The sequence below is a fragment of the Streptomyces sp. NPDC046712 genome (assembly GCF_040645695.1).
Taxonomy (GTDB): Bacteria; Actinomycetota; Actinomycetes; order Streptomycetales; family Streptomycetaceae; genus Streptomyces.
Map to the genome: position 1 here is coordinate 19,134 of NZ_JBEYYW010000044.1, position 25,415 is coordinate 44,548.

Below are 25,415 nucleotides of genomic sequence, written 5' to 3' on the forward strand. Positions count from 1 at the left end.
ACTGTGCGGGCAACTGATCAACCGGGAAAAGGGGAGGGCCGGTGCGCCGCTGGGAGTATGTCGGGGACGGCTCGGACAAGTTCTGGGAAGCCGAGTCCGTGGGCACGTCCGTGACCGTCCGCTTCGGGCGCTCCGGGACCGAAGGGCAGACCCGGGTCAAGGAGTTCGACTCCCTCGCGGCCGCACAGTCGTTCCTGGTCAAGGCCATCGCGGAGAAGGAGCGGAAGGGCTACAAGGAGGTCGATGGGCCGGCGACCACCGGCCTTCCCGTGCCGGCGAGCTCCGTTCCGGAGGCCCCCGAAGCCTCCGTGGCCGCGCTCGCGGCCGTTCCCGACGAGGACACCTTCGTCCTGCCCACCGCCTGGAAGCGGAATCTTTACCCGAGGCGCGGGGGCGTCCGCCGCACCGTGCCCGCGATCGACGCGGACGCGTCGGAGCAGCTCCGGCTGTGGCTCGCGCGGGACGCCGACGCGATCGAGCGTGCGCTCGACGCCCCGCGCAGCGATCCCGGGCTCGTCGAGGCGGCCCGCGCACACCAGGACGGCACGCCGAGCGCCGTCGGCGCGGCTGTGCTCGCGCGGATGGTCGGCGCGCAGGGCGACGGCTACGCGGTGGTCGCGGACGCCTGGGTGGCGGAGTTCGGTCTGCCGTTCGCCGCCTGTGCCGCCGTCGAGCTGCAGGAGACGCGGGGCGAGTGGCAGACGAAGAACCACCGCAGCCATCTCGTCGCCGTGGAGGTGGAGCAGGAGGCCTTCGTCACCTGGGGCCGGAAGACCTCGCGGACCGCCCTCGACCGGGTCCGGGCCCTGCTGACGGTGGCGGACGAGGCCACCTACCGGGCCGCGGTCGACGCGCTCGCCGGGCACCGGCACACCGTGCGCAGGGCCGTCGCCGTGTCGTTCCTCGTTCCCACGGAGACGGATTGGGTGGACGAGTGCTGTGCGCGGCGGGCGGAGCGCGCCCATGCCGAGCCCGCGGTGCGGGAGATGCTGCTGTGCTCGCTCGGCTCCGCCGAGCAGGTCGCTCTCTTCGGCGAGCGGTGCGATCTCGGCTGGCGCGGCTGGAACCCGGCCGTCGTCGCGACCCTCGCCGAGGGCGTGGGTGCGGCGATGGCGCCCCTGCTCGCCGGTGAGCTGAACCGTGAGCACATCGACACGGACGACACCAAGGCCATGGCTGCCGCGCTGAGCGAACTGCCCTCGGACATGGCCTTGCGCCATCTGCTCGACCGCATGGACGACAAGCATGTGCGGACCGCTCTGATCGCCTCCGCGCACCGTTTCCCCGTGCGGGCGATGCGGCTGCTGGCGGCGGCCTCGCGCGGTTCGGGCGACGGCGCCGCGATGGCCGGACGCCTGCTCCAGACGCATGTCGCCGCCCACCGCGAGACCGCGCTCGCCGTCCTGCCCGAGCTCTCCGAGGAGGTCGCCGAGATCGTCGGGCCGCTCGCGCGTCAGGACGGACGCGTCGAGGAACTCCCCCTGGAGTCGCTGCCGGAGCTGCTGACCGCCCCGCCGTGGACCCGTCCCCGCAAGGCCGTCAAGCCCCGGGTGGTGACCGGGCTCTCCGTCCCGCCGGGCTCCCGCATCGTGTGGCAGCCGGGTGAGCATCAGCGGTGGTCGGTTGCCGAGTCCTGGGTCACCGCCTGGCAGCCGTACCGGCCGATGGGGGAGCTGGTCGAGCAGTTGCGTTCGGGACGGCTGAACTCCTGGCACGACGTGGCGGTACTCACCCACGCCCCGGCCGAGGACGTGCGGCCGCTGCTCGCCGGCTGGAAGGGCGGCGAGGGCGGCTACGACGGTGCGAACACCTTCAAGCCGCTCGTCGCCCGGCACGAGCTGGCCGCGCTGCCGACGGCCCTGCGGATCGCCGCCGCGAACCCGACGTCGGTCGCGCCGCTCCTCATGCCGTTCGTCGATCCCGCTGTGGCCCGGCTGATGGCGGACTGGCTGGAGCGGCTCAAGGTGGCCGGGAAGACGGCCACCGCCTGGTTCGTCCGGCACGGCGCCGATGCCGCGGGGCTCCTCGTGCCCGACGCGCTGGGCGAGCCGGGTGCGGTGCGGACCGCCGCCGAGCGGGCGCTGACGCTGATCGTGTCCGCGCACGGCGCCGACACCGTCCGCCGGGCGGCCGCGGAGTACGGCGAGGAGGCGTCCGAGGCGATCGGGGTCCTGCTGGACTCCGATCCACTGGTGGCCGCGCTGCCCGCGCGGATGCCGCAGCCGGGCACCTGGGCCGATCCGCTGGCCCTTCCGCAGCTTGTGACGTCCGCGGGCGGAGCCCTGCCGTCCTCGGCCGTCCAGCATGTCCTCACCATGCTGGCGATCTCCAAGCCGGGTGCGCTGTACCCGGGTGTGAATGTCGTACGGGAGCTCTGCTCGAAGGAGTCCCTGGCGGCGTTCGCCTGGGCGCTGTTCGAGCAGTGGCGGCTCGCCGGGATGCCGCCCAAGGACGCGTGGGCGCTGCACGCCCTCGGCTGGTTCGGGGACGACGACACGGTCCGCGCGCTCACCCCGATCATCCGCGCCTGGCCGGGCGAGGGGGCGCACCACCGGGCTGTCGACGGGCTCGACGTGCTGGCAGCCGTCGGTACCGATGTGGCGCTGCTGCACCTGCACGGCATCGCCCAGCGGGTGAAGTTCAAGGCGCTGAAGCTCCGCGCCCAGGAGAAGATCTCCGCCGTCGCCGCCGAGCTGGGCCTGACCGGTGAGCAGCTGGCGGACCGTCTGGTGCCGGACCTCGGCCTGGACGCCGACGGCAGCACGGTCGTCGACTACGGCCCTCGCCGCTTCGCGGTCGGCTTCGACGAGCAGCTCAGGCCGTTCGTACGGGACGAGAGCGGCCGGCGCCTCAAGGATCTCCCGAAGCCGGGTGTGCGGGACGACGCGGAGCTGGCCCCGGCGGAGCGCAAGCGGTTCTCCGCCCTGAAGAAGGCCGCCCGGACGATCGCCTCCGACCAGGTGCGGCGCCTGGAGGAGGCGATGGTGAACCGGCGTTCCTGGACGGGGGCGGAGTTCCGGCAGCTGTTCGTGGAGCACCCGCTGATCTGGCACCTGGTGCGCCGCCTGGTCTGGCTCGCCGAGGCGGAGGGGACGGTGACCGCGTTCCGGGTCGCCGAGGACCGTACGTACGCCGATGCCGAGGACGAGACGGTGTCGATCGCCGACGACGCGACCGTCACGCTCGCCCACCCCCTGCACCTGAGCGACGCCGAGCTCGGGACGTGGTCGGAGCTGTTCGCCGGCTACGAGATCGTGCAGCCGTTCCCGCAGCTCGGGCGGCCGGTCCTCGCGGTGACGGAGGAGGAGGCCGGCGGTGCGCGCCTCCCCCGCTTCGAGGGCATCAGCGTGCCCGTGGGCAAGCTGCTCGGGCTGCAGAAGCGGGGCTGGGAGCGGGGGCAGCCGCAGGACGCGGGCGTGGAGCGGTGGTTCTCCCGCCGCATCGGGCCCGAGTGCTATCTGGTGATCGCCCTGCAGGAGGGCATCGCGGTCGGCATGATCGACCAGTTCCCCGACCAGACCCTCGAGACCATCTGGCTCGACAAGCAGCCGGGTGACCACTGGGGGAGTCGGGAGTATCCGCTGAAGTTCGCGGACCTCGACCCGGTGACCGTGTCCGAGCTGCTCGCCGATCTGACCGAGCTGACCTCGTGAGCACCGTGAGCGCCCCGGAGGGGCACCTGCTGCGTTCTCGCGCGCTCTGAGCCGAGCGTTCCTCGCGGGCTCTGAGCCGAGCGGGAAACAGCGGACTCAGGCTCGGCCCGGGATCAGGCGCGGCCCGCGGCCTTCTGGCTCCTGCGGGACAGGGAGTCGACGACCACGGCGGCGAGCAGGACCGATCCGGTGATCATGAACTGGACGGCGTTGCTGACGCCCATGATGTTCATGCCCGACTGGATGGAGCCGATCACGAGGGCGCCGAGCAGGGCGGACCAGACGGAGCCGCGCCCGCCGAACAGACTCGTGCCGCCGATGACGGCCGCCGCGATGACGTTCATCAGCAGGTTGCCGCCGCCGGAGGTCTGGCTCGCGGACTGGATCTGTCCGGCCAGGAAGAGGCCGCCGATCGCGGCCATGGTGCCCGCGATCGAGAAGACGGTGATCCGGACGAAGGGCACGCTGATGCCTGCCCGGCGCGCGCCCTCGATGTTGCCGCCGACGGCGAAGATCTGACGCCCGTACGACGTACGGCGCAGTACGAAGTCCACGACCACCAGCAGGATGAGGAAGATCAGGAGCGCGAGCGGAAGGCCTTGATACTGGTTGAGGATGTAGGCCGAGACGAACGCGATCGCGGCGATGACGACCGTACGCAGCACGATCTCGGCGACCGGCCGGAAGGGCACCCTTGCCGCCTGGCGGCGCTTGGCGTCCAGGAGCGAGGCCGCGAGGAAGAGCCCGACGCCCACGGCCGCGGTCACATAGGCGGCGGCGGGACTGTGGAAGATGGTCGAGTAGAGCTCGGCGACGATGCTGTCGCTGGGGATGTTGACCGTGCCGCTGGTGCCGAGCACCTGGAGCATCAGGCCGTTCCAGGCAAGATTGCCCGCGAGGGTGACGACGAACGCCGGCACGCCTACTTTGGCGAAGAAGAAGCCCTGGATGAACCCGACGGCCGCTCCGCCCGCGATGGCGACGAGCAGCGCCAGCCACTCGTTCATGCCGTTCAGGACGTTGAGCACGGCGAAGATCGCGGCGCACAGACCGCTGACGGAGCCGACGGAGAGGTCGATCTCGCCGAGCAGCAGGACGAAGACGATGCCGACGGCGATCATGCCCGTGCCGACGATCTGCTGGCTGAGGTCGGAGAGGTTCTGGGCCGAGAGGAACGCGCTGTCCAGGCTGCCGAACACCGTCCAGATGATGATCACGGCGATGACGACGGGCAGCGAGCCCAGTTCCCCGCTGCGCAACTTGCGCCGGAACTCCCCGAGATACCCCCGAAGGCCCTCCTCGCGGACGAGCAGACGGGTGTCGACTGCGGGCATGGCCTCGTGCGCCGGCCTCTGGGCGGCGTCGTCGGATCCTCGGTCCCGTCTCATCCCTCCTCCTCCCGCTTACGGGCCTGGCGGCGCGTGACGGCGCTTTCGGTGGCCCCGGTGATGGCGGAGATGATCTCCTCGGTGGTGGTGGAGCGTTTGTCGAAGAACCCGTTGTTCCGGCCGAGGCGCAGGACCGCGATCCGGTCGGCGACCGCCATCACGTCCACCATGTTGTGGCTGATCAGGATGGTTCCCAGACCGTGCTCACGGAGTCGCTCGACCAGGTCGAGCACTTCGGCGGTCTGCTCCACGCCCAGGGCCGCGGTGGGCTCGTCCAGGATGACGACCTGCGGTTCGCCGATCAGCGACCGGGCGATCGCGACGGTCTGGCGCTGCCCACCGGAGAGGGAGGCGACGGGGATCCGGACGCTGGGGATGCGGATGGAAAGGGTGTTGAGCAGTTCGCGTGAGCGCTGCTCCATGCGGACCTCGTCGAGCACGCCGAAGCGGCGCAGTTCGCGGCCGAGGAAGAGATTGCCGACCACGTCGAGGTTGTCGCAGAGCGCGAGGTCCTGGTAGACGGTGGCGATGCCGAGGTTCTGGGCGTCGTGGGGCCGGTGGATGGTGACAGGCCGGCCCTGCCATTCGATGACGCCCTCGTCGGGCGGGTTCACCCCGGCGATCGCCTTGACGGCGGTGGACTTCCCGGCGCCGTTGTCGCCGACGAGCGCGACGACCTCGCCGGGGTGGACCTCCAGATCGAACTCCGACAGCGCCTGGACCGCGCCGAACCGTTTGGAGATCCCCCGCAGTGTGAGCACAGGTGATTCCGGCAACTTCAACCGCCTCCTCCGTACCCCCCCATTGGGCTACGGCTATTGGAGTCCGGCCTCCTTGCAGGCTGCGGCGTAGGTCGGAGTGCAGATCTCCGCGACGGTGTACATACCGTCCTTGACGACCGTGTCCTCGATGTTGTTCTTGTGGACCACGATCGGTGTCAGCAGCGTGGCCGGGACCTTCTCGCCACTGCCGCTGGTGACGGTGGTGGGGATCAGGTCGCGAGGAAGCGCCTTGCCTTCGGCGAGGTTGACGGCCATCGTGGCGGCGATGTCGGCCTCCGGCTTGTACGGCTTCTGGATCGTGATCGTCTGGGTGCCCAGCAGGATCCGCTGGATCGCGTCGAGCTGAGCGTCCTGACCGGTCAGCGGCACGTTGATGCCCGCCGACTTGAGGGCGGTGGCGATGCCGGCGGCCAGGCCGTCGTTGGCGGAGTAGACGCCGACGATGTTGTCCTTGCCGAGGGCACTGATGGCACCCGACATCTGCTGGTTGGCGTTGTTCGGGTCCCAGTTGGGCGTGTCGTACTCCTTGCCGATCTTCACCTTGCCATCGAGGACGGAGTGGGCGCCGGCCTTGAACTCGGCCGCGTTCGGGTCGGTCGGCGAGCCGTTGTGCATCACGATCTGGCCGGTGTCGGCCTTGTCACCAAGCGCCTCGAGCAGTGCCCGGCCCTGCAACTCGCCGACCTTGCGGTTGTCGTACGAGACGTAGGCGTCGACGGGGCCCTGCGCGAGGCGGTCGTACGCGACGACCTTCACACCCGCGTCACGGGCCTTCTGCACGGAGGACTGGATGGACTTGGCGTCGACCGCGTCCAGGATCAGCACCTGGTCACCCTTGGCGAGTGCGGTGTTGACCTGCTGTTGCTGGGTGGTGGCACTCTCGGCCGCGTTGTAGTAGTCGATCTGGGCGTCGGGCGCCAGTTCCTTGATCTTCTGCTCGATGTACGGCCGGTCGAACTTCTCGTACCGCGTCGTCTTGCTCTCCGGCAGCAGCAGACCGATCTTGATGTCGTCCTGCGCCGCGTTCCCCGCGCCCGGCTGGGCTGCTCCGCTGGTCGCCACGGCGCCGAGTGAGAGGGCGGCGGCTCCGACCAGGGCTATCGCGCCGCGCAATGTGCGGGTCATAGGGGGCTCCTTCCGTACGCCCCCTTCCCTTCACCGATGAAGCGGCGGGAACGAGGGGTGCACATGTGGCCTTAATACGACATTAGCCGCAACCCGGAGAGCGGCAAGCGGGTGACATCCGCCCACGCACCGCCCCCGTTCGGTCACGGACGGCCACCGCGGGCAGCGTCAGTGCAGGTCGGCGCGGGCGGGGGCGTCGTCGAGGAAGCCTCCCGACTGGTGCTGCCACAGCTTCGCGTACGAGCCCTCCGCGGCGAGCAACTCCTTGTGGGTGCCCTGCTCGACGATCCGTCCGCGGTCGAGGACGACGAGTTGGTCCATGGTGGCGACCGTGCTCAGCCGGTGCGCCACCACGAGCGCGGTCCGCCCGTCCATGAGCCGCCACAGCGCGTCCTGGACGAGGATCTCGCTCTCGGAGTCCAGGGCGCTGGTCGCCTCGTCGAGCAGCAGGATCGGGGCGTCGCGCAGGATCGCCCGGGCGAGGGCGACCCGCTGACGCTGGCCGCCGGACAGCTTCACCCCGCGCTCGCCGACCATCGTGTCGAAGCCGTCCGGCAGCGCGTCGGCGAACTCCGTGACGTGCGCCGCCTCGGCCGCGCGGCGGACCTCGGCGTCGGTGGCGTCCGGACGGGCGAACGCGATGTTGTCCCGCAGCGTGCGGTGGAACATCGCCGGGTCCTGCGGCACGTAGGCGATCAGGCTGCGCAGTTCCGCCTGCCGGAGTCGGCTGATGTCCTGGCCCCCGATCAGGATCCGGCCGCCGTCGATGTCCGTCATTCGCAGCAGCAGCCGGCTGAGCGTGGTCTTGCCCCCGCCGGACCGGCCGACGAGACCGATCTTCGTCCCGCTGGGCACGGCCAGGTCGAGGCCCTCGAAGAGCGGCTCCGCGCCCGCGTGGGCGAAGGTCACCTGCTCGAAGCGCACGTCGGCCGCCCGGGACGGCAGCGGCTCCGGGGACACCGGGTCGAGCACGGTCGGCGGTTCCATGAGCAGTTCGGTGAACTGCGCGGCCTCCGTCATCGAGCTTTCCAGCCGGCGGTAGATCTGGTTGAACTCGAACATGATCCGCGTCGCGTTGGCGTAGTACGTGAAGGCGACGACGACGGCCTCCACGCCGAGCTCTCCCGCGCCGAGCGCCAGGGCGAGCACCAGCCCGAGCACGTTGGTCAGCACGGACATCGGCGCGACCAGCGTGTCGATGCGCAGGTTGCCGTAGTCCCAGGAACGCAGTGTGAGCCGTCGTGACTCCGCGACGCGGGACCGGTGCTCGGCGGCCTCACGCTCCTCGGCGGCGAACGACCGGACCGTGTCCATGTTCATCAGGCTGTCGGCGACGTGGCCCGACACACGGGCGATCGCCTGTTCGCGCTGGGCGACGAGCGCCTGACGGCGACGGATCAGGGGTGCCACGCAGATCCCCGTGAGCGTGATGAGCGTCAGGAGCCCGACCACGAGCAGCGGGTCGTACTGCCACAGCACCACCGATGCGAACACCAGCGGCACGAAGCTGCCCATGACCGAGAAGGTCAGCGTGTCGACGAACTCCTCGAAGCGGGAGGCGAAGCTCAGGACCCGCTTGGTCAGCGACCCGGCGAAGTTGTCGTGGAAGAACGCGGCGTCCTTGGCGAACAGCTCGTCCATGCCGATCACATACAGATTCTCGATGCCGCGGGCGTCGAGGCGGTTCAGGCAGTGCAGCCCGACGCGCCACAGCGCCTCGGCGAGCAGGAGGACGCCGGCGAAGCCGAGGACGTAGGGCAGCGCCCAGCCGATGCCCGTGCCGGAGTTCCCCGCGATCCGGCCGACGAGCTTCGCGACGACCAGCGGCGCGATGTAGTTGATGCCGATGTTGCCCAGCGCCGGGAGCAGCATCGCGGGCAGCGTCAGCCATCGGAGCCGGGCCAACTGCCGTCCGTAGTAGCGAAGTGCGAGGAGTACCGGACCCCTGCCCGGCGAACTTTCGTGCGATTGAGGCGATTCCATACCAACCCTGTGTTTTTGGATCGGAAAGCCAGGAATCGTCAGTGTTCCGTAAGCGCGCCCACGCAGTCCAAGCGTTTTTCTCAGCCGTCCAGGACGGCCGGTGTGGGCCCGTCAGGGCGGACGGTGATGCTGTAGACAGCCTTGGTGGGGGTGGAGTGGAAGCGCGGGGTGTGGGCGGGCAGCAGGTGTTCGAGGAGGACGGTCGACTCCCTGAGGGCGAACTGCAGTCCCAGGCAGGCCCGGGGCCCGATGCCGAACGGGAGGTAGCTCCCCGGGTGGGTGGGACGCCGGCCGGGGGTGACGAAGCGCCCCGGGTCGAACCGCTCGGGGTCTTCCCACAACTGAGGGTCCCGGTGCGTGAGGTAGGGGCAGACCAGCAGGTCGGTACCGGCCTCGACCTCGTACCCGGCGAGGTCGTCGTCCTCCGCGGCGCAGCGCGGCAGTATCCAGGCGGACGGGTAGAGGCGCAGCGTTTCGTGGACGAGCGCCTGCACGGCCTGCCGCCGTTCGGGTGAGCCCTCGGGACCCGCGGCGAGGGCCTGTTCCCTCGCCTCCGGGTTTCGGTCCAGCAGGAGGTAGAGCCAGGTCAGGGTGGTCGCGGTGGTCTCGTGCCCGGCGACAAGCAGGGTGACCAGCTCGTCGCGGATCAGCCGGTCGGTGTACTCGGGGCGCGTTCCCGCCGCTTCGAGCAGCACATGTAGCAGGCCCGGTCCTTCGGGGCCGGCCCCGAGATCGCGGGCGGCGGCGATGGCCTGGCTCGCCACGGCGTCGATCCTGGCCAGCTCGGCGGCGACGGCCTCCTGGGCGGCGGCGCCGTCGGCGGGCAGGCTGGGCAGTGCGGCCACCACGGCGGGCACGGCGGCCAGTTCACGCTCCGTGCCGGGGTCGAGGGGATGCCCGGTCAGGGAGCGCCAGATGGTGTCCAGGGCGAAGCGGCGCATCTCGTCGCCGACGTCGAGGTGCTGCCCGGTGCGGGCGTAGCCGGCCCAGCGCGCGGCGGTGGTCCGGGCGGCCTGCGCGATCCGCTGCTCGTAGCGGCGCATCCCTCGGCCGGTGAACTGGGACTGCAGCAGCCGCCGTTGCCGCTGCCACGCCTCGCCCGTCGCGGCCAGTACGCCGTCGCCGATCAGCAGCCGGGCGCGGTGCGAGCGTTTCACGTACCGGTCGGGACGGAGCGCGAGCACATGCTGCACGGCCCGGGGATCGGTGATCAGGACGGTCGGGCGCGGACCGAGCCGGAACGAGGCGATGCCGCCGAGCCGTTCGTGTGCCTGGGCGAAGAGGTCGACGAGCTCCCCTCCCCCGGCCTGCCACTGCCCGACGAGGGCGGGATCCAGCTCGGGGACCCGGCGACGTGCCGGGGAGTGGGTGACCACGGGGGCTGCTCCTGTTCGGCGGCCGGGGCGAGGGCGCCACGGGCGGATGCGGGCATCACGCACTGTAGGGGAGCGGGCGCGGTGGGCGACAGACCGCATCGCCCGCTCCCCTGGAGCATCAGACTCCCGCCGGGGGCGCGGACCCCCAGAACCCGCACTGGTGATCGACAGCGAACGTCGTCGACGGGCCGGTGGCGGTGGGGTGGAGCGTCAGCGAGGTGTACGCGGTGCCGGCCGCCGGCCACGGCGTCTGGCCCGGCACGCGGGGATCACCCGTCCGCGCGAACGCTCCCCAGTACCGTTTCATGCGGTCGGCCAGCGCCACTTGAGGCTCCGTCAGGGGCCGGTCGCCCATCGTGAAGTCGTGGAGATAGGCGAGTTCGGCGCTGTGCCCGTTGGACTGGTCGAGTCCGGGCACCTGAGCTCCGTAGAGGGTCGGCGAGTCCGGATCGTCGAACTCGTAGGCGTACGTGGGCACTTGCTCGGCGAGGAGCCGCGCGGTCCGGTACGTGTGGCAGGCGAACGTGGAATCCGTGAGCACGGCCGACAGCGCGAGGTAGGGGGAGGGATACCCGGCGACCGGATAGCGTGCCAGGACCTCGTCGGCCAAGGGCCCGTACTGCGCGCGGATCTGATCGGTGTACTGCTGCGCGGTCAGCCACGGCTGGGTGAGCGCCACGAAGAACCGGGCCTCGGCCTTGGTGCTGCCGATCAGGACCGGCACCTTGTTCCAGGACCCTGAGGCGATGGCCGCGGCGGGCTCCACCGGCAGCAGCCTGTCGCCGTACGCCGGCCCCGAGACCGGCAGGGTCGCCGCCGCGTCCACGAGATCGCCGACGCGGGCACCGCGGAGACATGCTCCGACCGTGGCCGGATCGGTGCAGCCCAGCCGAGCGGCGTAGGCGCGGGCCTGTTCCTCGGCCCGCGCCCGGTCGGGGGCGCGCAGCAGAGTGCACGGACCGCTCTGCAGAACGGCACGCGCGAACAGGCCCCTGGCCTGCGGAGACGCGAGCATGGCACAGACCGAACCGCTGCCCGCGGACTGACCGGCGATGGTGAGGGTTGCGGGGTTTCCGCCGAAGCCCGCGATGTTCTCTCGGGTCCACTTGAGCGCGGCGATCTGGTCCATCAGACCGAAGGAGCCGGAACGGAGCGCGTTGGCGCCGGTCAGCTCCGGCAGTGCCAGGTAACCCAGGTGTCCCAGCCGGTAGTTGATGCTCACGACCACGCTGCCGGTCAGATCCGCCATGGTCCGGCCGCCGAACTGGGTGCCCGTTCCCTGGCTGTACGCGCCGCCGTGCATCCAGAGGATGACAGGCAGCCGAGAGCCCGGATGCGCACCGCGCGGGCGGTAGACGTCCAGGTAGAGGCAGTCCTCGCTGACCGCCTGCGGATCGCGCAGGCCGAAGGGCGAGAACTGCGGACAGGCGGGCGCCTGGGTACTCGCGTCGCGGGGCGCGCCCCACGAGGCGGGTTCCCGCGGGGGCCGGAAGCGCAACTCCCCGACCGGAGGCGCCGCATACGGCACACCCAGGAACTCCTGGGCCCGGTCGTGGGTCCGGCCGACGAGGCTGCCCTGGGCGGTGCGCGCCACGGGGCGCGGCGCCGGCTCGTGCGCGGCGGACGGCGTGGCCGTGCCGAGCAGAGCGGTGCCGAGCACAGCGGTGGCGAGCAGCGCCGCCAGTGCGGACATCCGGGCGAGACCGGCCCGCGGCCTCGCCATGGGATGCGTCTGCATCGTTCCTCCTTGAAGCGTGTACGAAGCGTGTACGTGCCGTGCGCGAGCGGGAGGGTGGTTGGCGGGGTCCTACGGGCGAAGCCCCGTGAGGAGGGCGCTCACCTTGGCGAAGTCGGCCGGGCCGGTGTTCCAGTCGGCGGACATGGGGCTGATGGCCACCTTGGAGGCGGTGACCGCCTCCACGTCGCCGCCCTTGGCGGCGGGCCGGGGCTCGAACTTCACGGTCACCTTCCAGGTGCCGTCGCCGGAATCCGTGAAGTCCGGTACGAGGGCGGACTGCGGATCCTGGTAGGTCACGGCGGCACCCTCGGCCGGGCCCTTGCCGTCCGCGCCGACCACCGGATGGTTGATGTTCAGCCCGATTCCCGCGGGCAGCAGCGGCCCGGACCTCGCCCGGGACTGCAGCCGGTCGATCAGCTTGACGACGAACTCGACGGTCGGACGCATGGCGTTGACGGTGGCGACCGGGTCGGGGGCGGCCCAGCCGCCGGTGCTGACGGCGATGGCCGGCACGCCGGACTCCAGCGCGGCGATCGCCCCGCCCACCGTGCCGGAGTGGGTGGCCAGCCCGGCCACATTGGGACCGAAGTTGGTGCCGGAGACCACCAGATCCGGGGCAGCCCCGTCGAAGACCTCGGAGAGACCGAAGGCCACGGAGTCACCCGGAGTGCCGTCCACCGCCCACACCTTGGGCTCGGGATGCCGGACGGTCACCGTGGTGCCGCTGAGCATCTTCGTACCCGTACCGCTCTGGTTGGTGAGCGGCGCGACGATGGTGACGTCGTGCCCGGCGGCCGTCAGCAGCTGGAAGGCCGTACGGATGCCGGGGGCGTTGTAGCCGTCGTCGTTGGTGAGCAGGATCCGCAGCGGGCGGGGTTCGCTGCCGTGCGGTGCCGCGGACTGCGGTGCGGCGGTGGCCGGCGCGGTCCCGGCGAGCGCGGGGGTGCACAGCAGCAGAGCGGCGAACGGCAGAAAACGCTTGGATCTCACGGTGGTTGCTCCTCGGGAGGGGATCGGCGGATCGAAACGGTTGAGAGCGTGGAACGTGATCAGCGGACGCTGCGGATCGGCAGGATGGCGAGCGCCCCGATCAGCGAGAGCGCGCCCCCGACCAGGAACAGCGGGGTGTAGCCGCCGAAGGCCGTGACGACGGCCGAGGCGACGAACGGGGCGACGATCTGCGGCCCGGCGTTGGCGATGTTGAGCACGCCCATGTCGCGGGCGGCGTCCTCGGCCCGCGGCAGGACCAGGGTGACCAGCGCGGTGTCCACGGCCATGAAGCAGCCGAACGCCAGCCCGTTGAGCGCGTTGAAGGCGATCATTCCGCTCCAGGTCGGGCTGACCACGGGGATGATCATGACCAGCCCGGCCAGGGCGGCCGACACCCCGACGAAGACCTTGCGCCGGTTCCACCGGTCGGACAGCAGGCCGCCGACCACGGTGGACACCGCCATGGCGACCATGGTCACGGGGGTGAGCACGGCCATCGCGGCGGGCGGGGTCAGCCCGGCGGGCAGCGCGATGTGGTCGCCGAGGATGTAGAGCTGGTAGCCGATGACGGAGAAGTAGCCGAGGACCATCAGCGCGCGGCCGATGAAGGCCCACCGGAAGTCGTGGTTGGCCAGGGCCGAGAGGAAGGCGGCGATCTGTGCCTTGGCGGGGGCGGCCTGGGCGGGGGCGGAGCGCGGAACATCGCGGCAGAAGAAGGTCAGCAGCAGCGCCGAGCCGGCGATGATCGCACCGAAGACGAGGTAGCCGGTCTGCAGCCGCTCGGCGGTCTGCGAGGCCACCAGGACTCCGACGGTCCCGCCGATCGGCAGGCCGAGGCCGACCAGCGCGGAGGCCGTACCGCGCTTGGCCACGGGCACCCGGTCGGGCACGATCGCGGTGACCGCGGCCTGGTAGACGTTCATCGTCGCCTGCACCAGGCACCAGCCGATGCCGACGAGCAACGCGGTGTCGACGCTGCCCAGGAAGGCCAGACCGGCGAGCGAGGCGAGGGCGCCGCCCAGGATCCAGGGGCTGCGGCGGCCGGACCGGTCGGACAGGGCTCCCGCGATGGGGTTGCAGGCGGTCGCGAAGACGGCGCTGATGCCGCCGATCAGGCCCAGGACCGCGACCTTGTCGTCCGGGGCGATGGCCGCGATCTGGGTGGGCAGCAGCACGGAGCCGACGCCCATGTAGACCGCGAGCATGGCGGCGTTGGCGACGAGGAGCAGGAGCAGCAGGCCGCGTTGGCGGGGACCTTCCGGTGCCGCGGCGGGCTGCGGCTCGATGACGTCGTTCGTGGTCATGTCGACTCCTCTGGAGCGGAGCGGGAGGTGGGGAGGAGAGCGCGAGAAAGCAGGGCGAGGAAGCAGCGCCGGGGAGGCGGAGGGGGCGCTGTGTCGGCGCCTCGGCACGTCGAGTTACACGTGTTATCAATCGCTCTGGGGGACTGTGTAGCACCCATTCCCCTGGACCGCCAGAGACCGGTCGAGGTCGTTATCGGACAGGTGGATCACGTGTAACCAATCTGGTGCTCGGTTTTCGCGGGTCAGGATCGTTCAGACCTTGTGGCGACCGGCAGAAATGCGCCATGCTTCCCGGCATCCGGTGCGGGCACCCCCGTCCCCGCCCCGCTCCCCGACGTTGCGCAGCCGCCGGCCCGGCACCCCGGGCGTCCCCCGCTGCCCCGTCCCCCGCTGTCCCCGAACAGCCCACCCCTCGCCCCCCTTTCCCCGCCCTCCCCCGCCCTCGGGCGCCGCCGCGAAAGGCCTGCCATGCGCGAAACCACCCCGGTCCAACGGCACCGAAGACCCGCCCGGGTGGCCGATGACCACCTCCCCGCCGCGCCGCCTCGCGGTGCCGTGCCCTGGGGGTGTGGACTGCTGTCCATGGCAGCGGCCATCGGATTCCTCCTCCGCGGCGACGGCCCGCCTTTCTTCCAGAGCCTCGACGACGCCTGGGAGCGGGGCATGGACGGCTCGCGCACCGACGCGGCATCGGATCTCGCCCTCGTCCTGGACCGACTCGGCGGCCCCATCGGCGTGGTCGTGCCCCTCGCGCTCGCCGGCTGCCTGTGCGTGTACGGGCGGTGGCGCTCGGGGCTTTTCGCCTTCGCCGCGGGGGTCGCCGCGAACATCCTGGTGGTGCTGCCGCTGAAGCAGCTGGTCGACCGGCCGCGCCCGCCGCATCCGTGGGTCCTGGTGAGCGATGGCTCGTACCCCTCGGGGCAGGTGTTCACGGCCGCCGCGCTCGTCGTCGCGGCCGGGGCCGTGTGCTTTCCGCCCCGGGCGCGCCGCTGGTGGTGGCTCGCCGCCGCCCTCTACGTCGGCGCCATGATGTGGAGCCGCACCTGGCTGCACGCCCAATGGCTCAGCGACACCGCCGCCGGCGCGCTGGGCGGGGTCGGGGCGGGCCTGCTGCTGTGGCGGGCCTTCGCCTCCCTGCTGCGCGAGGAGGCGGAACGCTCCGCGGCCGACCGTCTCTGGTGATGACCACCCCCGTCCTCCATGGAAATGTTCACGTGCGTCGAAGAACGCCACAGCCTCTCGCCGTCGGCCCGTCGCGGCACCGGCGAGCAGGGAAGGATCGCTCATGACCATCACCGAAGGCCCCGAGTCGGCAAGGGTGGAGCTGCCTGTGGGCGACAGCCTCCAGGGGGCGATCGAAGGGGGTGTACGCGTCTTCCGGGCGGTGCCGTACGCCGAACCGCCGGTCGGCGCCCTGCGCTGGCGGCCCGCCCGGCCGCACCCGGGCTGGGAGGGGGTGCGGGACGCGACCGTCGACGGCCCGAGCGCCCCTCAGATGTACATGGAGGGCGGTGACCCCGTCCTCGGCGGCCACGGCGCCCCACCCTTCGACGACGACTGCCTGACCCTCGACGTATGGACCCCCGCCGTCGACGGGGCCGCCCGGCCCGTGCTGGTCTGGATCCACGGCGGCGGCTTCGTTTCGGGTTCGGGATCGCTCCCCATCTACTCGGGAGAGACCTTCGCCCGCGACGGCGACCTCGTCGTGGTGACCGTCAACTACCGCATCGGACCGCTCGGTTATCTGTATCCCGGCGAGAAGGACGGCGATCCGGCCGGCAACTTCTGGCTCACCGACCAGCTCGCGGCGCTGCGCTGGGTGAAGGAGAACATCGCCCGCTTCGGCGGAGATCCCGATCACGTCACCGTCGCCGGCCAGTCCGGCGGGGCGGTCTCGACCGCGGCGCTCGCCGGCCACCCCGAGGCCCGGGGACTCTTCCGGCGCGTCATCCTGCAGAGCCCGCCGTTCGGCCTGCACCTGCCGTCACCGGCCGAGTACCTGGAGCGCACGGACGCCTACCTCGACATCGCCGGGGTGGACAGCGTCGAACAACTCCGCACACTTCCCTGGCAGTTGCTGATCGGCGCCGGCGGCGGACTGTTCGCGAAGACCATGCGCTGGGGGTACTGGCCCACGCCGTTCCTGCCCGTCATCGACGACATCACGCTCAGCCGCCACCCCGCACAGACCCTGCTGCACGGCGCCGCGGCCGACATCGACGTCCTGATCGGCTGGACCCGCGAGGAGGCCAACTTCGCCTTCGCCCTCGACGAGGCCCATGCCGCCGCCACCAAGGAGCAGGTGGTGGCCAGGCTGGCGGAGACCTTCGGTGACGAGGGCGCCGCCGAGGCGTACGCCGCCTACGAGCGTGCGCGCCCGGGCGCGCGGCCGTCGGACGTGCTCATGGATCTGATCTCCGACGAGCTCTTCCGGATCCCGTGCCTGGAGCTCGCCGAGGCACGCGCCGCCCTCGGCCGCCCTGTCTGGGCCTACCAGTTCGACCTGCCGACCCCGGCGTACGAAGGCAGGCTCGGCGCCGCCCACTGCCTGGAACTCCCCTTCGTCTTCGACAACTTCGACGCGTGGTCGCACGCCCCGTTCCTCACCGGCCTGGACCCCCGCGTCCGCGACGGCCTGGCACACGCCATGCACCGGGCCTGGATCGCGTTCATCCGTGACGGCGACCCCAACCACGCCGGACTGCCGGCCTGGGAGCGGTACGACCAGGGGACGCGGACGACCATGCGGTTCGACTCCGTCACCGGTGCCGTCGGGGACCTCGCCGGACCCTCCCGCAGGCTGCACGCGGCCCGCCCGTAGCGACGCCTGCACACGGCGGTGCCCACTCGTGGCGACGCCCCTCCCCCGGGTGCCCGTGCGGCACCCGGGGGCACCCGTGTTTTCACCCTTAACTCGTGTAACGTGAACAGGAGAAACACCGGGCTACAGAGAGCGACGAAGCACGTCATGGTCAATGAGACACCGGCGCCCGCATCGGTCACCAGCGCGGACGTGGCGCGCCTGGCCGGGGTGTCACGCGCCACCGTCTCCTTCGTGCTCAACAACACCCAGAACCACCGGGTCAGCGAGAGCACCCGCGCCAAGGTGCTGGCCGCGGCCGCCCAGCTCGGCTACGTACCGAACGCCGCCGCCCGCTCCCTGCGCGCCGGACGCAGCAACCTGGTCCTGATGCCCACCTCGGTCTCGGCCGTCGGCCGACTGGTGAGCGAATGGGTGGACGACCTGCTCAGCGAGCTGGAGCGGCACGGCTACACCGCCGTCATGCACGCCGGCCGGTTCACCGACCCGCTGGAGGCGGCCCGCGCCTGGGCCGAGCTTCGGCCGGCCGCGGTGCTCGCCCTCGACGGCGACCGGTTCACCGCACAGGCGGCCGAGGTGCTGCGGCGCGCCGGAGTGCGCGGGATGCTCGCCTTCGCCTCCCACCCCGTCGCCGGTGTCCACACCATCGCCTTCGACCACGCCGCCATCGGCGCCGTCGCCACCGAGCACCTCGTCGCCCGGGGCCGGACCAGGATCGGCGTGGTCATCCCGCAGGAGCGCGGCCTGGACACGCTCGCCCGGCCGCGCCTCGCCGGCGCCGAGCGGGTCGCCGCCCGGCATCCGGCCACCGTGACACCGCTCGACCTCGCCTACACCCGGGAGTCCGCCACGGCGCTGGCCCGGCGGTGGCGGAGCCTCGACCTGGACGCCGTCTTCGCGTACAACGACGAGTACGCCGCCCTGCTGATGCACGCGCTGCTGGCCGAGGGCATCGACGTACCGGACGACGTGGCCGTCGTGGGCTGCGACGACCTCGTGCTCTCGGCCCTGCAGCAGCCCGCGCTGACCACCGTCGCCCTGGACCTGCCCTCCGCCGCCGTCATCGCGGACGCCCTGCACGCGCTGATCGACACGGGCACGTCCCCGCAGGTCAGCGGTATAGAACCGATCCTGGTGCACCGACAGTCGTCCTGACGCGCACAGGTGGCGGCCGACGACGAGAGGCCCCGAGAGGCGGCCACCGCCATGCACCGGAAGGCCCCGGGAGAACGTGTCTCCCGGGGCCTTCCGGTGCCTCGCCGCCGCCGTCGGCGGCGGCATGGCGGTGGCCGGCGCGGGCCGTCGTCTCAGCCGCGGACGGCGGGTGACGGTTCGGCCAGTGGCGCCCTGTCGCCCGTAGGGGAACCGCGTTCCTCCCGGGCGAGTACGGGCATGAAGGCGCGCCACAGCAGCAGCGCCGCCCCTGCCCCGGCCGCCGCGCCCGCGACGGTGTCGCTGAGCCAGTGCGCGTGCAGCCAGGTACGGCTCCACATCATCGCCAGCGTGAACAGCGTGCCCGCGCACCACCAGGTCCGCCGCCGGGCCGCCGGCACCAGCAGCGCGCCGGCGAGGACCACGAGCATCGCCGCCCCGGCCGCATGGCCGGAGGGGAAGGAGCCGTGGTCCACCCGGACCAGCGGGTTCTCGGGACGCGGCCGGTCCACCAGGTGCTTGAGCCCCTGGACGACCAGCGCGCTCGCCCCGAGGTAGGTGACGAGCAGACAGCACACCGACCACCACCGCCTGCGGACCAGCAGGACGACCAGGATTCCCAGGGGCACGACGACGCCCAGGGGGCCCCCGAACCAGTCGAGCAACGTGGCCACGGCGGCGGTGATGCCCTCGTGCGGTCCGCCCATCCAGCCCAGCCAGCGCTCGTCCAGGGCCTGGAACGGCGGGTTTCCGGCGTCCGTGTAGACAACCACCGCCAGCAGGGCCGTGACCCCGGTCAGCAGCAGGCCGAGCGGCAGCACACCGGCGGTCGGACGCGGGGGACGTCGATGCCCGGGAACAGCGTTCTCGTCCATCGCGCCTCAGGCTCTCAGGTGGCGGGCGAGGAACTCGACGCTCGCGGTGACGATCGGGGCGACGTCCGGGGTGCCCAGGAAGATGTGGTCGGCGCCCTCCACGGGCTGCAGCGTGGACTCGCCGCCGGCTTCCCGCAGGGCCGCGTCGAGCGCCTCGCTCTGGCTGTACGGGACCAGCCCGTCCTGCGTGCCGTGGATCAGCAGGAACGGCGGGAGGGCGGCGCCCGCCACGGCGTACGTCACCGGGCTCGCCGTACGGGCCAGCGCGGGCCGCTCCTCCTCCGTGCCGCCGAGCAGCGCGTCGTACGGGTCGGGGAACTCCACCCCCGGGGGCATCGGCGGCATGGGGTGCTCGCGCACGGCGACCAGGTCGGAGACGCCGTACCAGTCGACGACGGCCCGTACCGAGGTGTCGCCCTCGCCGACTCCTTCGGCGCCCTCCAGTGCGGCGGCGTCCGGGCTGTGCGGACCGGTCAGACCGGCGAGCGCGGCCAGGTGACCGCCCGCGGACTCGCCCCAGACGGCGATCCGGTCCGGATCGATGCCGAAGACGTCGGCGAACGTGCGGACGTACCGGATCGCGGCCTTCACATCGTGCAGCTGCGCCGGGAACGGGGCCTCGAGGCTGTGCCGGTAGTCGACGGAGACCAGCGCAAGACCGGCCGCGAGGACCGTGCCGTGCAGCAGCTCGACGGGGACGGTCGGCGGCGGATAGCGCCGGTCGCCGTCCATCCAGCCGCCGCCGTGGATCCAGACCACGGCCGGAAGCGGGCCCTCCGCGGCGGGCACCTGGACGTCCAGCAGCCGCGGCCGGAAGCCCGGCCGGGTGGCGTAGGTGACTCCGTCGAAGCGGCGTACGCCGTTCTCGGCCACCGCGGGCGGCACCGGAGCCTGGAAGGGAGGGGGCGGCCAGCTCATGTCGAGCTCGGCCGGGAGCGATTGCGTCATTGCGGCCCTTTCACGGGGCGGTGGCGGAACCGGCGGGGATTCGTAACGTTTTGCCCGAATTTGCTTGCGCCGGCCATTGCGACGTGGGTAACTTGTTACACGTGTAACACGGAACTCTAGCGAGATGCATCCCGCCACCACAAGGTCGTCGGTTGTCGCATCCACCCGCTCATGACACGAGCAACCTCCCCCGTTCCGCTGCCCTCCCGGGAGCCCTCATGCTCACCGTCACCGCCCAGCCCACGACCCCTGCCGCCGCCTCCGGCCGCGCCCCCGACCCCGCGCCCGGGCCCCGCCCCACGCCCGGCCCCCGCCTCGTGCGCTGGGTCTCCCGGCCCACCGCCGCGCGCGTCCCGCGGATCCGGGCCCACGTCGGCGCCGTGCTCGCAGCCTGGGGCATCTCCGGTGATCTCGCGGACACCCTGCTACTGACCGTCACCGAACTGGTCGGCAATGCGGTGCGTCATGCCGCGCCCGTCACCGACCGACTGCACGTCACGGTGGCCATCGGCGGCGGACGCCTGCGCCTGGAGGTCGAGGACGGCGACCCGACCCCGCCTCCCGCCGCCCCCATGGCGGCCGCGGAGGTCGATCCGGACGCCGAGAGCGGGCGCGGACTACTGATCGTCGGCCTGCTCGTCGCGGAGGCTTGCGGCCAACTGAGCGTGAGAGCCCATGAGTTCGGCAAGACCGTACGGGTCTGCGTGCCGGTCGCCTGAGGCGTCGACCCCCGATCCGTTATTGAGCTTTATTGACGTTCGGCATTTTATCGAGATACTTGCTCCATCCTCCCCGCTGCCCCAGATCGAGGTGCCGCCCCATGGAGCTCTCCCCTTCCGCACACACGGATACCTTCTGCCGCGACCGGCTTCCCCCCTTCGACCTCTGGCCCGAACTCCACTTCGACCTCCCGGAGTTGCAGTACCCGGACCGGCTCAACTGCGCCGCCCGCCTCCTCGACGAAGCCGTCGAGCGGTGGGGCGGCGACCGACCCTGCCTCCTGACCCCCGACGACCGCTGGACCTACGGTGAGCTGCGGCTGCGCGCCGACCAGGTCGCCCAGGTGCTGACCGAGGACTTCGGCCTGGTGCCCGGCAACCGGGTCCTGCTGCGCGGCCCCAACACCCCCTGGCTCGTCGCCGCCTGGTTCGGCGTCCTCAAGGCGGGCTGCGTGGCCGTCACGACCATGCCGCTGCTGCGGGCCGGCGAACTCACCGAGCTGCACGACATCAGCCGGCCCTCGGTCGCCCTCTGCGACCACCGACACGTCGACGAACTCGACCGCGCCCACATTCCCGGGCTGCCCGTCCTCACCTTCGGCGGCCCGGCCGACACTGACCTGGCCGCGCGCTGTGCGGCCAAGGACGGCCAGTTCGCCACCGTGGCCACCGCCGCCGACCGTCGCCCTGATCGCCTTCACCTCCGGTACGACCGGACGCCCCAAGGCCACCCTGCACTTCCACCGGGACGTCCTGGCCAACGCCGACACCTTCTCCCGGCACATCCTCAAACCGCGCCAGGACGACGTGTTCGCCGGCACCCCGCCGCTCGCCTTCACCTTCGGACTCGGCGGACTCGTCGTCTTCCCGCTGTCCGTCGGGGCCTCGACCCTGCTGATCGACCAGGCCACGCCAGCGCAACTAGCCGATCTCGTGGCCGAGTTCGGCGTCACGGTGCTGTTCACCGCGCCGACCGCCTACCGGGCGATCCTGGCCGCCGGAGCGGTCGACCGGCTCGCGGGTCTACGCCGCTGCGTATCCGCCGGAGAGGCGCTGCCGGCGGCCGTGTGGGAGGAATTCCACGCCGCCACCGGTCTGCGCATCATCGACGGCATCGGCGCCACCGAGATGCTCCATGTGTTCATCTCCGCCGCCGACGAGGACATCCGGCCCGGTTCCACCGGCAGGCCCGTCCCCGGCTACCGGGCCATGGTGGTGGACGACGAGGGGCACCCCGTCCCCGACGGTCAGCCCGGACTGCTCGCCGTCACCGGACCCACCGGCTGCCGCTACCTCTCCGACCCCCGCCAGACGACCTACGTCCGGAGCGGCTGGAACCTCACCGGCGACACCTACATCCGCGACTCCGACGGCTACTTCTGGTACGTCGCACGCAGCGACGACATGATCGTCTCCTCCGGCTACAACATCGCCGGGCCCGAGGTCGAGAAGGCGCTGGCCGCCCACCCCGACGTGGAGGAGTGCGGCGTCGTCGGCGTCCCGGACGACAAGCGCGGCATGCTGGTCAAGGCGTACGTCGTCCTCCGCCCCGGCGCGACCGCGGGCGAGACGACCGTCAAGGCGCTCCAGGACCACGTCAAGGCGGTCATCGCGCCGTACAAGTATCCGCGTGCCGTCGAATTCGTCGCCGAGCTGCCGCGTACCAGCACCGGCAAACTGCAGCGCGCCGAACTGCGCAGACAGGCCGCGGGCCGGCTGACCAGCATCGCCGTGGAGCGCCGCGTCGAATGGTGCGACACGGACGCGGCCGGCCACTACCACTTCTCCACCGTCGTGCGCTGGGCGGAGGCGGCCGAGGCCGCCCTGCTGCGCGGCCTGGGTCTCGACCATCTCTTCGGCAGCACCCCTCGCGTGCACTTCGAAGCGGACTTCAAGGCCCGGCTGTGGTTCGGCGAGAAGGTCCGCACCGAACTCCGGGTCACCCGGATCGGCCGAGCCTCGCTCCACTACGACTTCACCGTTTTCGGCGAGTCGGAGTCCGTCGCCGCCACGGGCCGCATGGTCGTCGCCCACTCCGCCGCCCGCGCCACCGGATCCGAGCCGTGGCCCGACGACGTGCGCGAGGTCCTGCGCACGGCCGGCCCGCAGGCCGCGGAGCTCCTCACCCTCGAACCCGCAGGAGGTACGCCGTGCGCGTAGCAGTCATCGGAGGCGGTCCCGGCGGACTGTACTTCGCCGCCCTGGCCAAGCAGCTCTCCCCCGGCCGCGAGGTCACGGTGTGGGAACGCAACGCACCGGACGACACCTTCGGGTTCGGCGTGGTCTTCTCCGACGAGACGCTCGACGGGATCGCTCAGGCCGACCCCGTGGTCTTCGCCGCGATGTCGGCGGAGTTCGCCCGCTGGACCGACATCGACGTCCACCACAAGGGCCGCGTTCTCACCTCCGGCGGGCACGGCTTCGCCGCCATCGGCCGCAAGCGGCTGCTGCAGATCCTGCAGGAGCGCTGCGCCGCTCTCGGTGTGGACGTCCGCTACCGCACCCAGGCCCCGCCGGCCGCCGAACTCGCCGCCTCCTACGACCTGGTGGTGGCCGCGGACGGCGTACGGTCGGCCACCCGCGCCGCGCACGCCGACAGCTTCGGCCCGGACCTCGACGAGCGGCACTGCCGCTACATGTGGCTGGCCACCGACAAGGTCCTGGAGGCTTTCACCTTCATCGTCTCCGAGCACGACTTCGGTACGGTCCAGGTGCACGCCTACCCCTTCGACGCCACCCGCTCCACCTTCATCGTGGAGATGGACGAGGAGGCGTGGCGGCGCGCGGGGTTCGAGGAGTCGGCGACCCGGTTCGACGAGTCCACCGCCGCCGGCGAGCTGCCGCCGGGGGCGAGCGACGAGGAGAGCATCCGGCGCTGCGAGGAGCTGCTCGCCGAGCACCTCGACGGCCACCGGCTGATCCCCAACAACTCCCGCTGGATCCGTTTCACCACCGTCCGCAACCGCAGCTGGCGGCACGGCAACACGGTGCTGCTCGGGGACGCGGCCCACACCGCGCACTTCTCCATCGGCTCCGGCACCAAGCTCGCGATGGAGGACGCCCTCGCGCTGGCGGCATGCCTGCACGAGAACCCGGACGTGCCCGGCGCGCTGGCGGCGTACGAGAGCGAGCGCAAGCCGGTGGTGGAGTCCACCCAGCGCGCGGCCCAGGCCAGCCTCGAATGGTTCGAGAACGTCGGCCGCTACACCGGCCAGGAGCCGCACCAGTTCGCCTTCAACCTGCTGACCCGCAGCCGCCGGGTCACCTACGACAACCTGCGGGTGCGCGACGAACGCTTCACCGCGGCCGTCCTGGCCCGGCACGAGGCCGACCCCGCCGCCGGCGGCACGGCGGGCGTGCCGCCAATGTTCCGCCCCTTCCGGCTGGGCGGGCTGCGGCTGCGCAACCGGGTCGTCGTACCGCCGTTGGCCCTCTACACGGCGAAGGACGGGGTCCCCGGGGACTTCGACCTGGTCCACCTCGGCACCCAGGCCCTGGGCGGCGCCGGTCTGGTACTCGCCGGGATGACCGCCGTCAGCGCCGACGGCCGGGCCACCCCCGGCTGCCCCGGCCTGTACACCGACGAGCAGGAAGCCGCCTGGCGGCGGATCACCGACGTGGTGCGCGGCCAGTCGGACACCTGCCTGGGTATCCAGCTGACCCACGCCGGCCGCCGGGCAGCCACCCACACCGCACGCCCGGACGGTACGTCGCCGCCACTCACCGGCGACGCCGCCTGGCCGCTGCTCGCCGCCTCGCCCCTCGCCTGGGACGAGCACAGCACGGTCCCGCGCGAGGCGAGCCGCTCCGACCTGGACCGGATACGCCGCGACTTCGTGCGGGCCGCCGAACGGGCCCACCGCGCGGGCTTCGACGCCCTGGAACTCCAGTACGGCCACGGCCACCTGATGTCCGGGTTCCTCTCCCCGCTCACCAATCGGCGCACGGACTCCTACGGCGGCGAGCTGACCGGCCGGCTGCGCTTCCCCCTGGAGGTGCTGCGCGCGGTACGGGCGGTGTGGCCGGCCGGCAAGGCGCTGATCGTACGGATCTCCGCCACCGACTGGGCCGAGGGCGGCACCAGCGAGACCGAGGCGGTGGCGATCGCCCGGGCTCTCGCCGAGGCGGGCGCGGACGCGGTGGACGTGTCCACCGGCGAGGTCGTCGCCCACCAGCGGCCTCGCTACGGGCGCAGCTACCAGACCCCGTACGCCGATCTCGTCCGCAACGCCACCGGCATCCCCGTCATCGCGGTCGGCGCGATCTCCACGTACGACGACGTGAACTCGATCATCCTGGCCGGCCGGGCCGACCTCTGCGCCGTGGGCCGGGCCCAGCTGCACGATCCGCTGTGGACCCTGCACGCCGCCGCGGCCCAGGGCTACCACGGGCCGGCCGCGCCCTGGGCGCCGTCCTGGAAGGCGGGCAGCGGCCGGCCGCCCGGTGCCAGGACCGACCGCATCCCGCCGCGCCTGGAACTGCTGCGCGCACCCGTCATGCCCGTGCACCGGCGCTGGCAGCCGCGCCCGGCAGCCGCGACGGCCCACTGAACCGGAGACCT

General features: G+C 72.0%; 16 protein-coding genes and 2 pseudogenes. 8 read left to right on the forward strand and 10 right to left on the reverse strand.

Annotated elements, in window-relative coordinates:
* The first annotated feature begins 41 nt into the window (after window positions 1-41).
* Entirely contained in the window at window positions 42-3,653 is a 3,612-nt protein-coding gene (locus ABZ939_RS35130) for a DUF4132 domain-containing protein (protein WP_361864364.1), read from the forward strand.
* A 113-nt stretch (window positions 3,654-3,766) separates the two neighbouring features.
* On the opposite strand, the gene ABZ939_RS35135 is transcribed toward ABZ939_RS35130, so the two are convergent.
* From ABZ939_RS35135 to ABZ939_RS35170, 8 genes are all read right to left on the reverse strand, one after another.
* The gene (locus tag ABZ939_RS35135) at window positions 3,767-5,041 is read right to left on the reverse strand and encodes a sugar ABC transporter permease (protein ID WP_361864366.1); all 1,275 of its coding nucleotides are present in this window, start codon (window positions 5,039-5,041) and stop codon (window positions 3,767-3,769) included.
* On the reverse strand, window positions 5,038-5,817 hold the full coding sequence (locus ABZ939_RS35140; RefSeq protein WP_361864368.1) for an ATP-binding cassette domain-containing protein: 780 nt from the start codon (window positions 5,815-5,817) through the stop codon (window positions 5,038-5,040). Before ABZ939_RS35140 ends, ABZ939_RS35135 begins: the two co-directional genes overlap by 4 nt.
* A gap of 39 nt (window positions 5,818-5,856) precedes the next feature.
* A complete protein-coding gene (locus ABZ939_RS35145; protein ID WP_361864370.1) occupies window positions 5,857-6,948 on the reverse strand; it encodes a substrate-binding domain-containing protein in 1,092 nt (363 codons plus the stop codon).
* Between the two features lie 168 nt (window positions 6,949-7,116).
* The gene (locus ABZ939_RS35150; RefSeq protein WP_361864372.1) at window positions 7,117-8,931 is read right to left on the reverse strand and encodes an ABC transporter ATP-binding protein; all 1,815 of its coding nucleotides are present in this window, start codon (window positions 8,929-8,931) and stop codon (window positions 7,117-7,119) included.
* A gap of 80 nt (window positions 8,932-9,011) precedes the next feature.
* The gene (locus tag ABZ939_RS35155; protein ID WP_361864374.1) at window positions 9,012-10,307 is read right to left on the reverse strand and encodes a cytochrome P450; all 1,296 of its coding nucleotides are present in this window, start codon (window positions 10,305-10,307) and stop codon (window positions 9,012-9,014) included.
* A 118-nt stretch (window positions 10,308-10,425) separates the two neighbouring features.
* Window positions 10,426-12,045, reverse strand: coding sequence for a carboxylesterase family protein (locus ABZ939_RS35160; RefSeq protein WP_361864376.1), 1,620 nt, complete (start codon window positions 12,043-12,045; stop codon window positions 10,426-10,428).
* A 69-nt stretch (window positions 12,046-12,114) separates the two neighbouring features.
* Complete coding sequence (gene surE, locus ABZ939_RS35165) at window positions 12,115-13,035, reverse strand: 5'/3'-nucleotidase SurE (RefSeq protein WP_361864378.1); 921 nt, start codon at window positions 13,033-13,035, stop codon at window positions 12,115-12,117.
* 59 nt (window positions 13,036-13,094) lie between these two features.
* Window positions 13,095-14,339: an MFS transporter gene (locus tag ABZ939_RS35170; RefSeq protein WP_361864380.1), complete on the reverse strand. Its 1,245-nt coding sequence runs from the start codon at window positions 14,337-14,339 to the stop codon at window positions 13,095-13,097.
* Window positions 14,340-14,921: 582 nt separating this feature from the next.
* On the opposite strand from ABZ939_RS35170, the gene ABZ939_RS35175 reads away from it, so the two are divergent.
* The 3 genes from ABZ939_RS35175 (at window position 14,922) to ABZ939_RS35185 (ending at window position 18,315) form a co-directional block, all read left to right on the forward strand.
* Entirely contained in the window at window positions 14,922-15,521 is a 600-nt protein-coding gene (locus ABZ939_RS35175; protein WP_361864382.1) for a phosphatase PAP2 family protein, read from the forward strand.
* 103 nt (window positions 15,522-15,624) lie between these two features.
* A complete protein-coding gene (locus ABZ939_RS35180) occupies window positions 15,625-17,160 on the forward strand; it encodes a carboxylesterase family protein (protein ID WP_361864384.1) in 1,536 nt (511 codons plus the stop codon).
* A 147-nt stretch (window positions 17,161-17,307) separates the two neighbouring features.
* Window positions 17,308-18,315 (forward strand): LacI family DNA-binding transcriptional regulator, encoded by a 1,008-nt coding sequence (locus ABZ939_RS35185; RefSeq protein WP_361864386.1) that lies wholly within the window; start codon window positions 17,308-17,310, stop codon window positions 18,313-18,315.
* Between the two features lie 152 nt (window positions 18,316-18,467).
* Here the strand turns inward: ABZ939_RS35185 and ABZ939_RS35190 are convergent, their stop codons facing one another.
* Entirely contained in the window at window positions 18,468-19,187 is a 720-nt protein-coding gene (locus ABZ939_RS35190; RefSeq protein ID WP_361864388.1) for a phosphatase PAP2 family protein, read from the reverse strand.
* A 6-nt stretch (window positions 19,188-19,193) separates the two neighbouring features.
* A complete protein-coding gene (locus ABZ939_RS35195) occupies window positions 19,194-20,135 on the reverse strand; it encodes an alpha/beta hydrolase (RefSeq protein WP_361864390.1) in 942 nt (313 codons plus the stop codon).
* A 218-nt stretch (window positions 20,136-20,353) separates the two neighbouring features.
* On the opposite strand from ABZ939_RS35195, the gene ABZ939_RS35200 reads away from it, so the two are divergent.
* From ABZ939_RS35200 to ABZ939_RS35215, 4 genes and pseudogenes are all read left to right on the forward strand, one after another.
* Window positions 20,354-20,854 (forward strand): ATP-binding protein, encoded by a 501-nt coding sequence (locus ABZ939_RS35200; protein WP_361864392.1) that lies wholly within the window; start codon window positions 20,354-20,356, stop codon window positions 20,852-20,854.
* A 101-nt stretch (window positions 20,855-20,955) separates the two neighbouring features.
* A pseudogene (locus ABZ939_RS35205) lies at window positions 20,956-22,558 on the forward strand (benzoate-CoA ligase family protein); the annotation flags it as partial.
* Window positions 22,559-22,636: 78 nt separating this feature from the next.
* A pseudogene (locus ABZ939_RS35210) lies at window positions 22,637-23,014 on the forward strand (thioesterase family protein); the annotation flags it as partial.
* Window positions 23,005-25,404: a bifunctional salicylyl-CoA 5-hydroxylase/oxidoreductase gene (locus ABZ939_RS35215; RefSeq protein ID WP_361864394.1), complete on the forward strand. Its 2,400-nt coding sequence runs from the start codon at window positions 23,005-23,007 to the stop codon at window positions 25,402-25,404. The pseudogene ABZ939_RS35210 and the gene ABZ939_RS35215, both read left to right, overlap by 10 nt.
* Window positions 25,405-25,415: the final 11 nt, after the last annotated feature.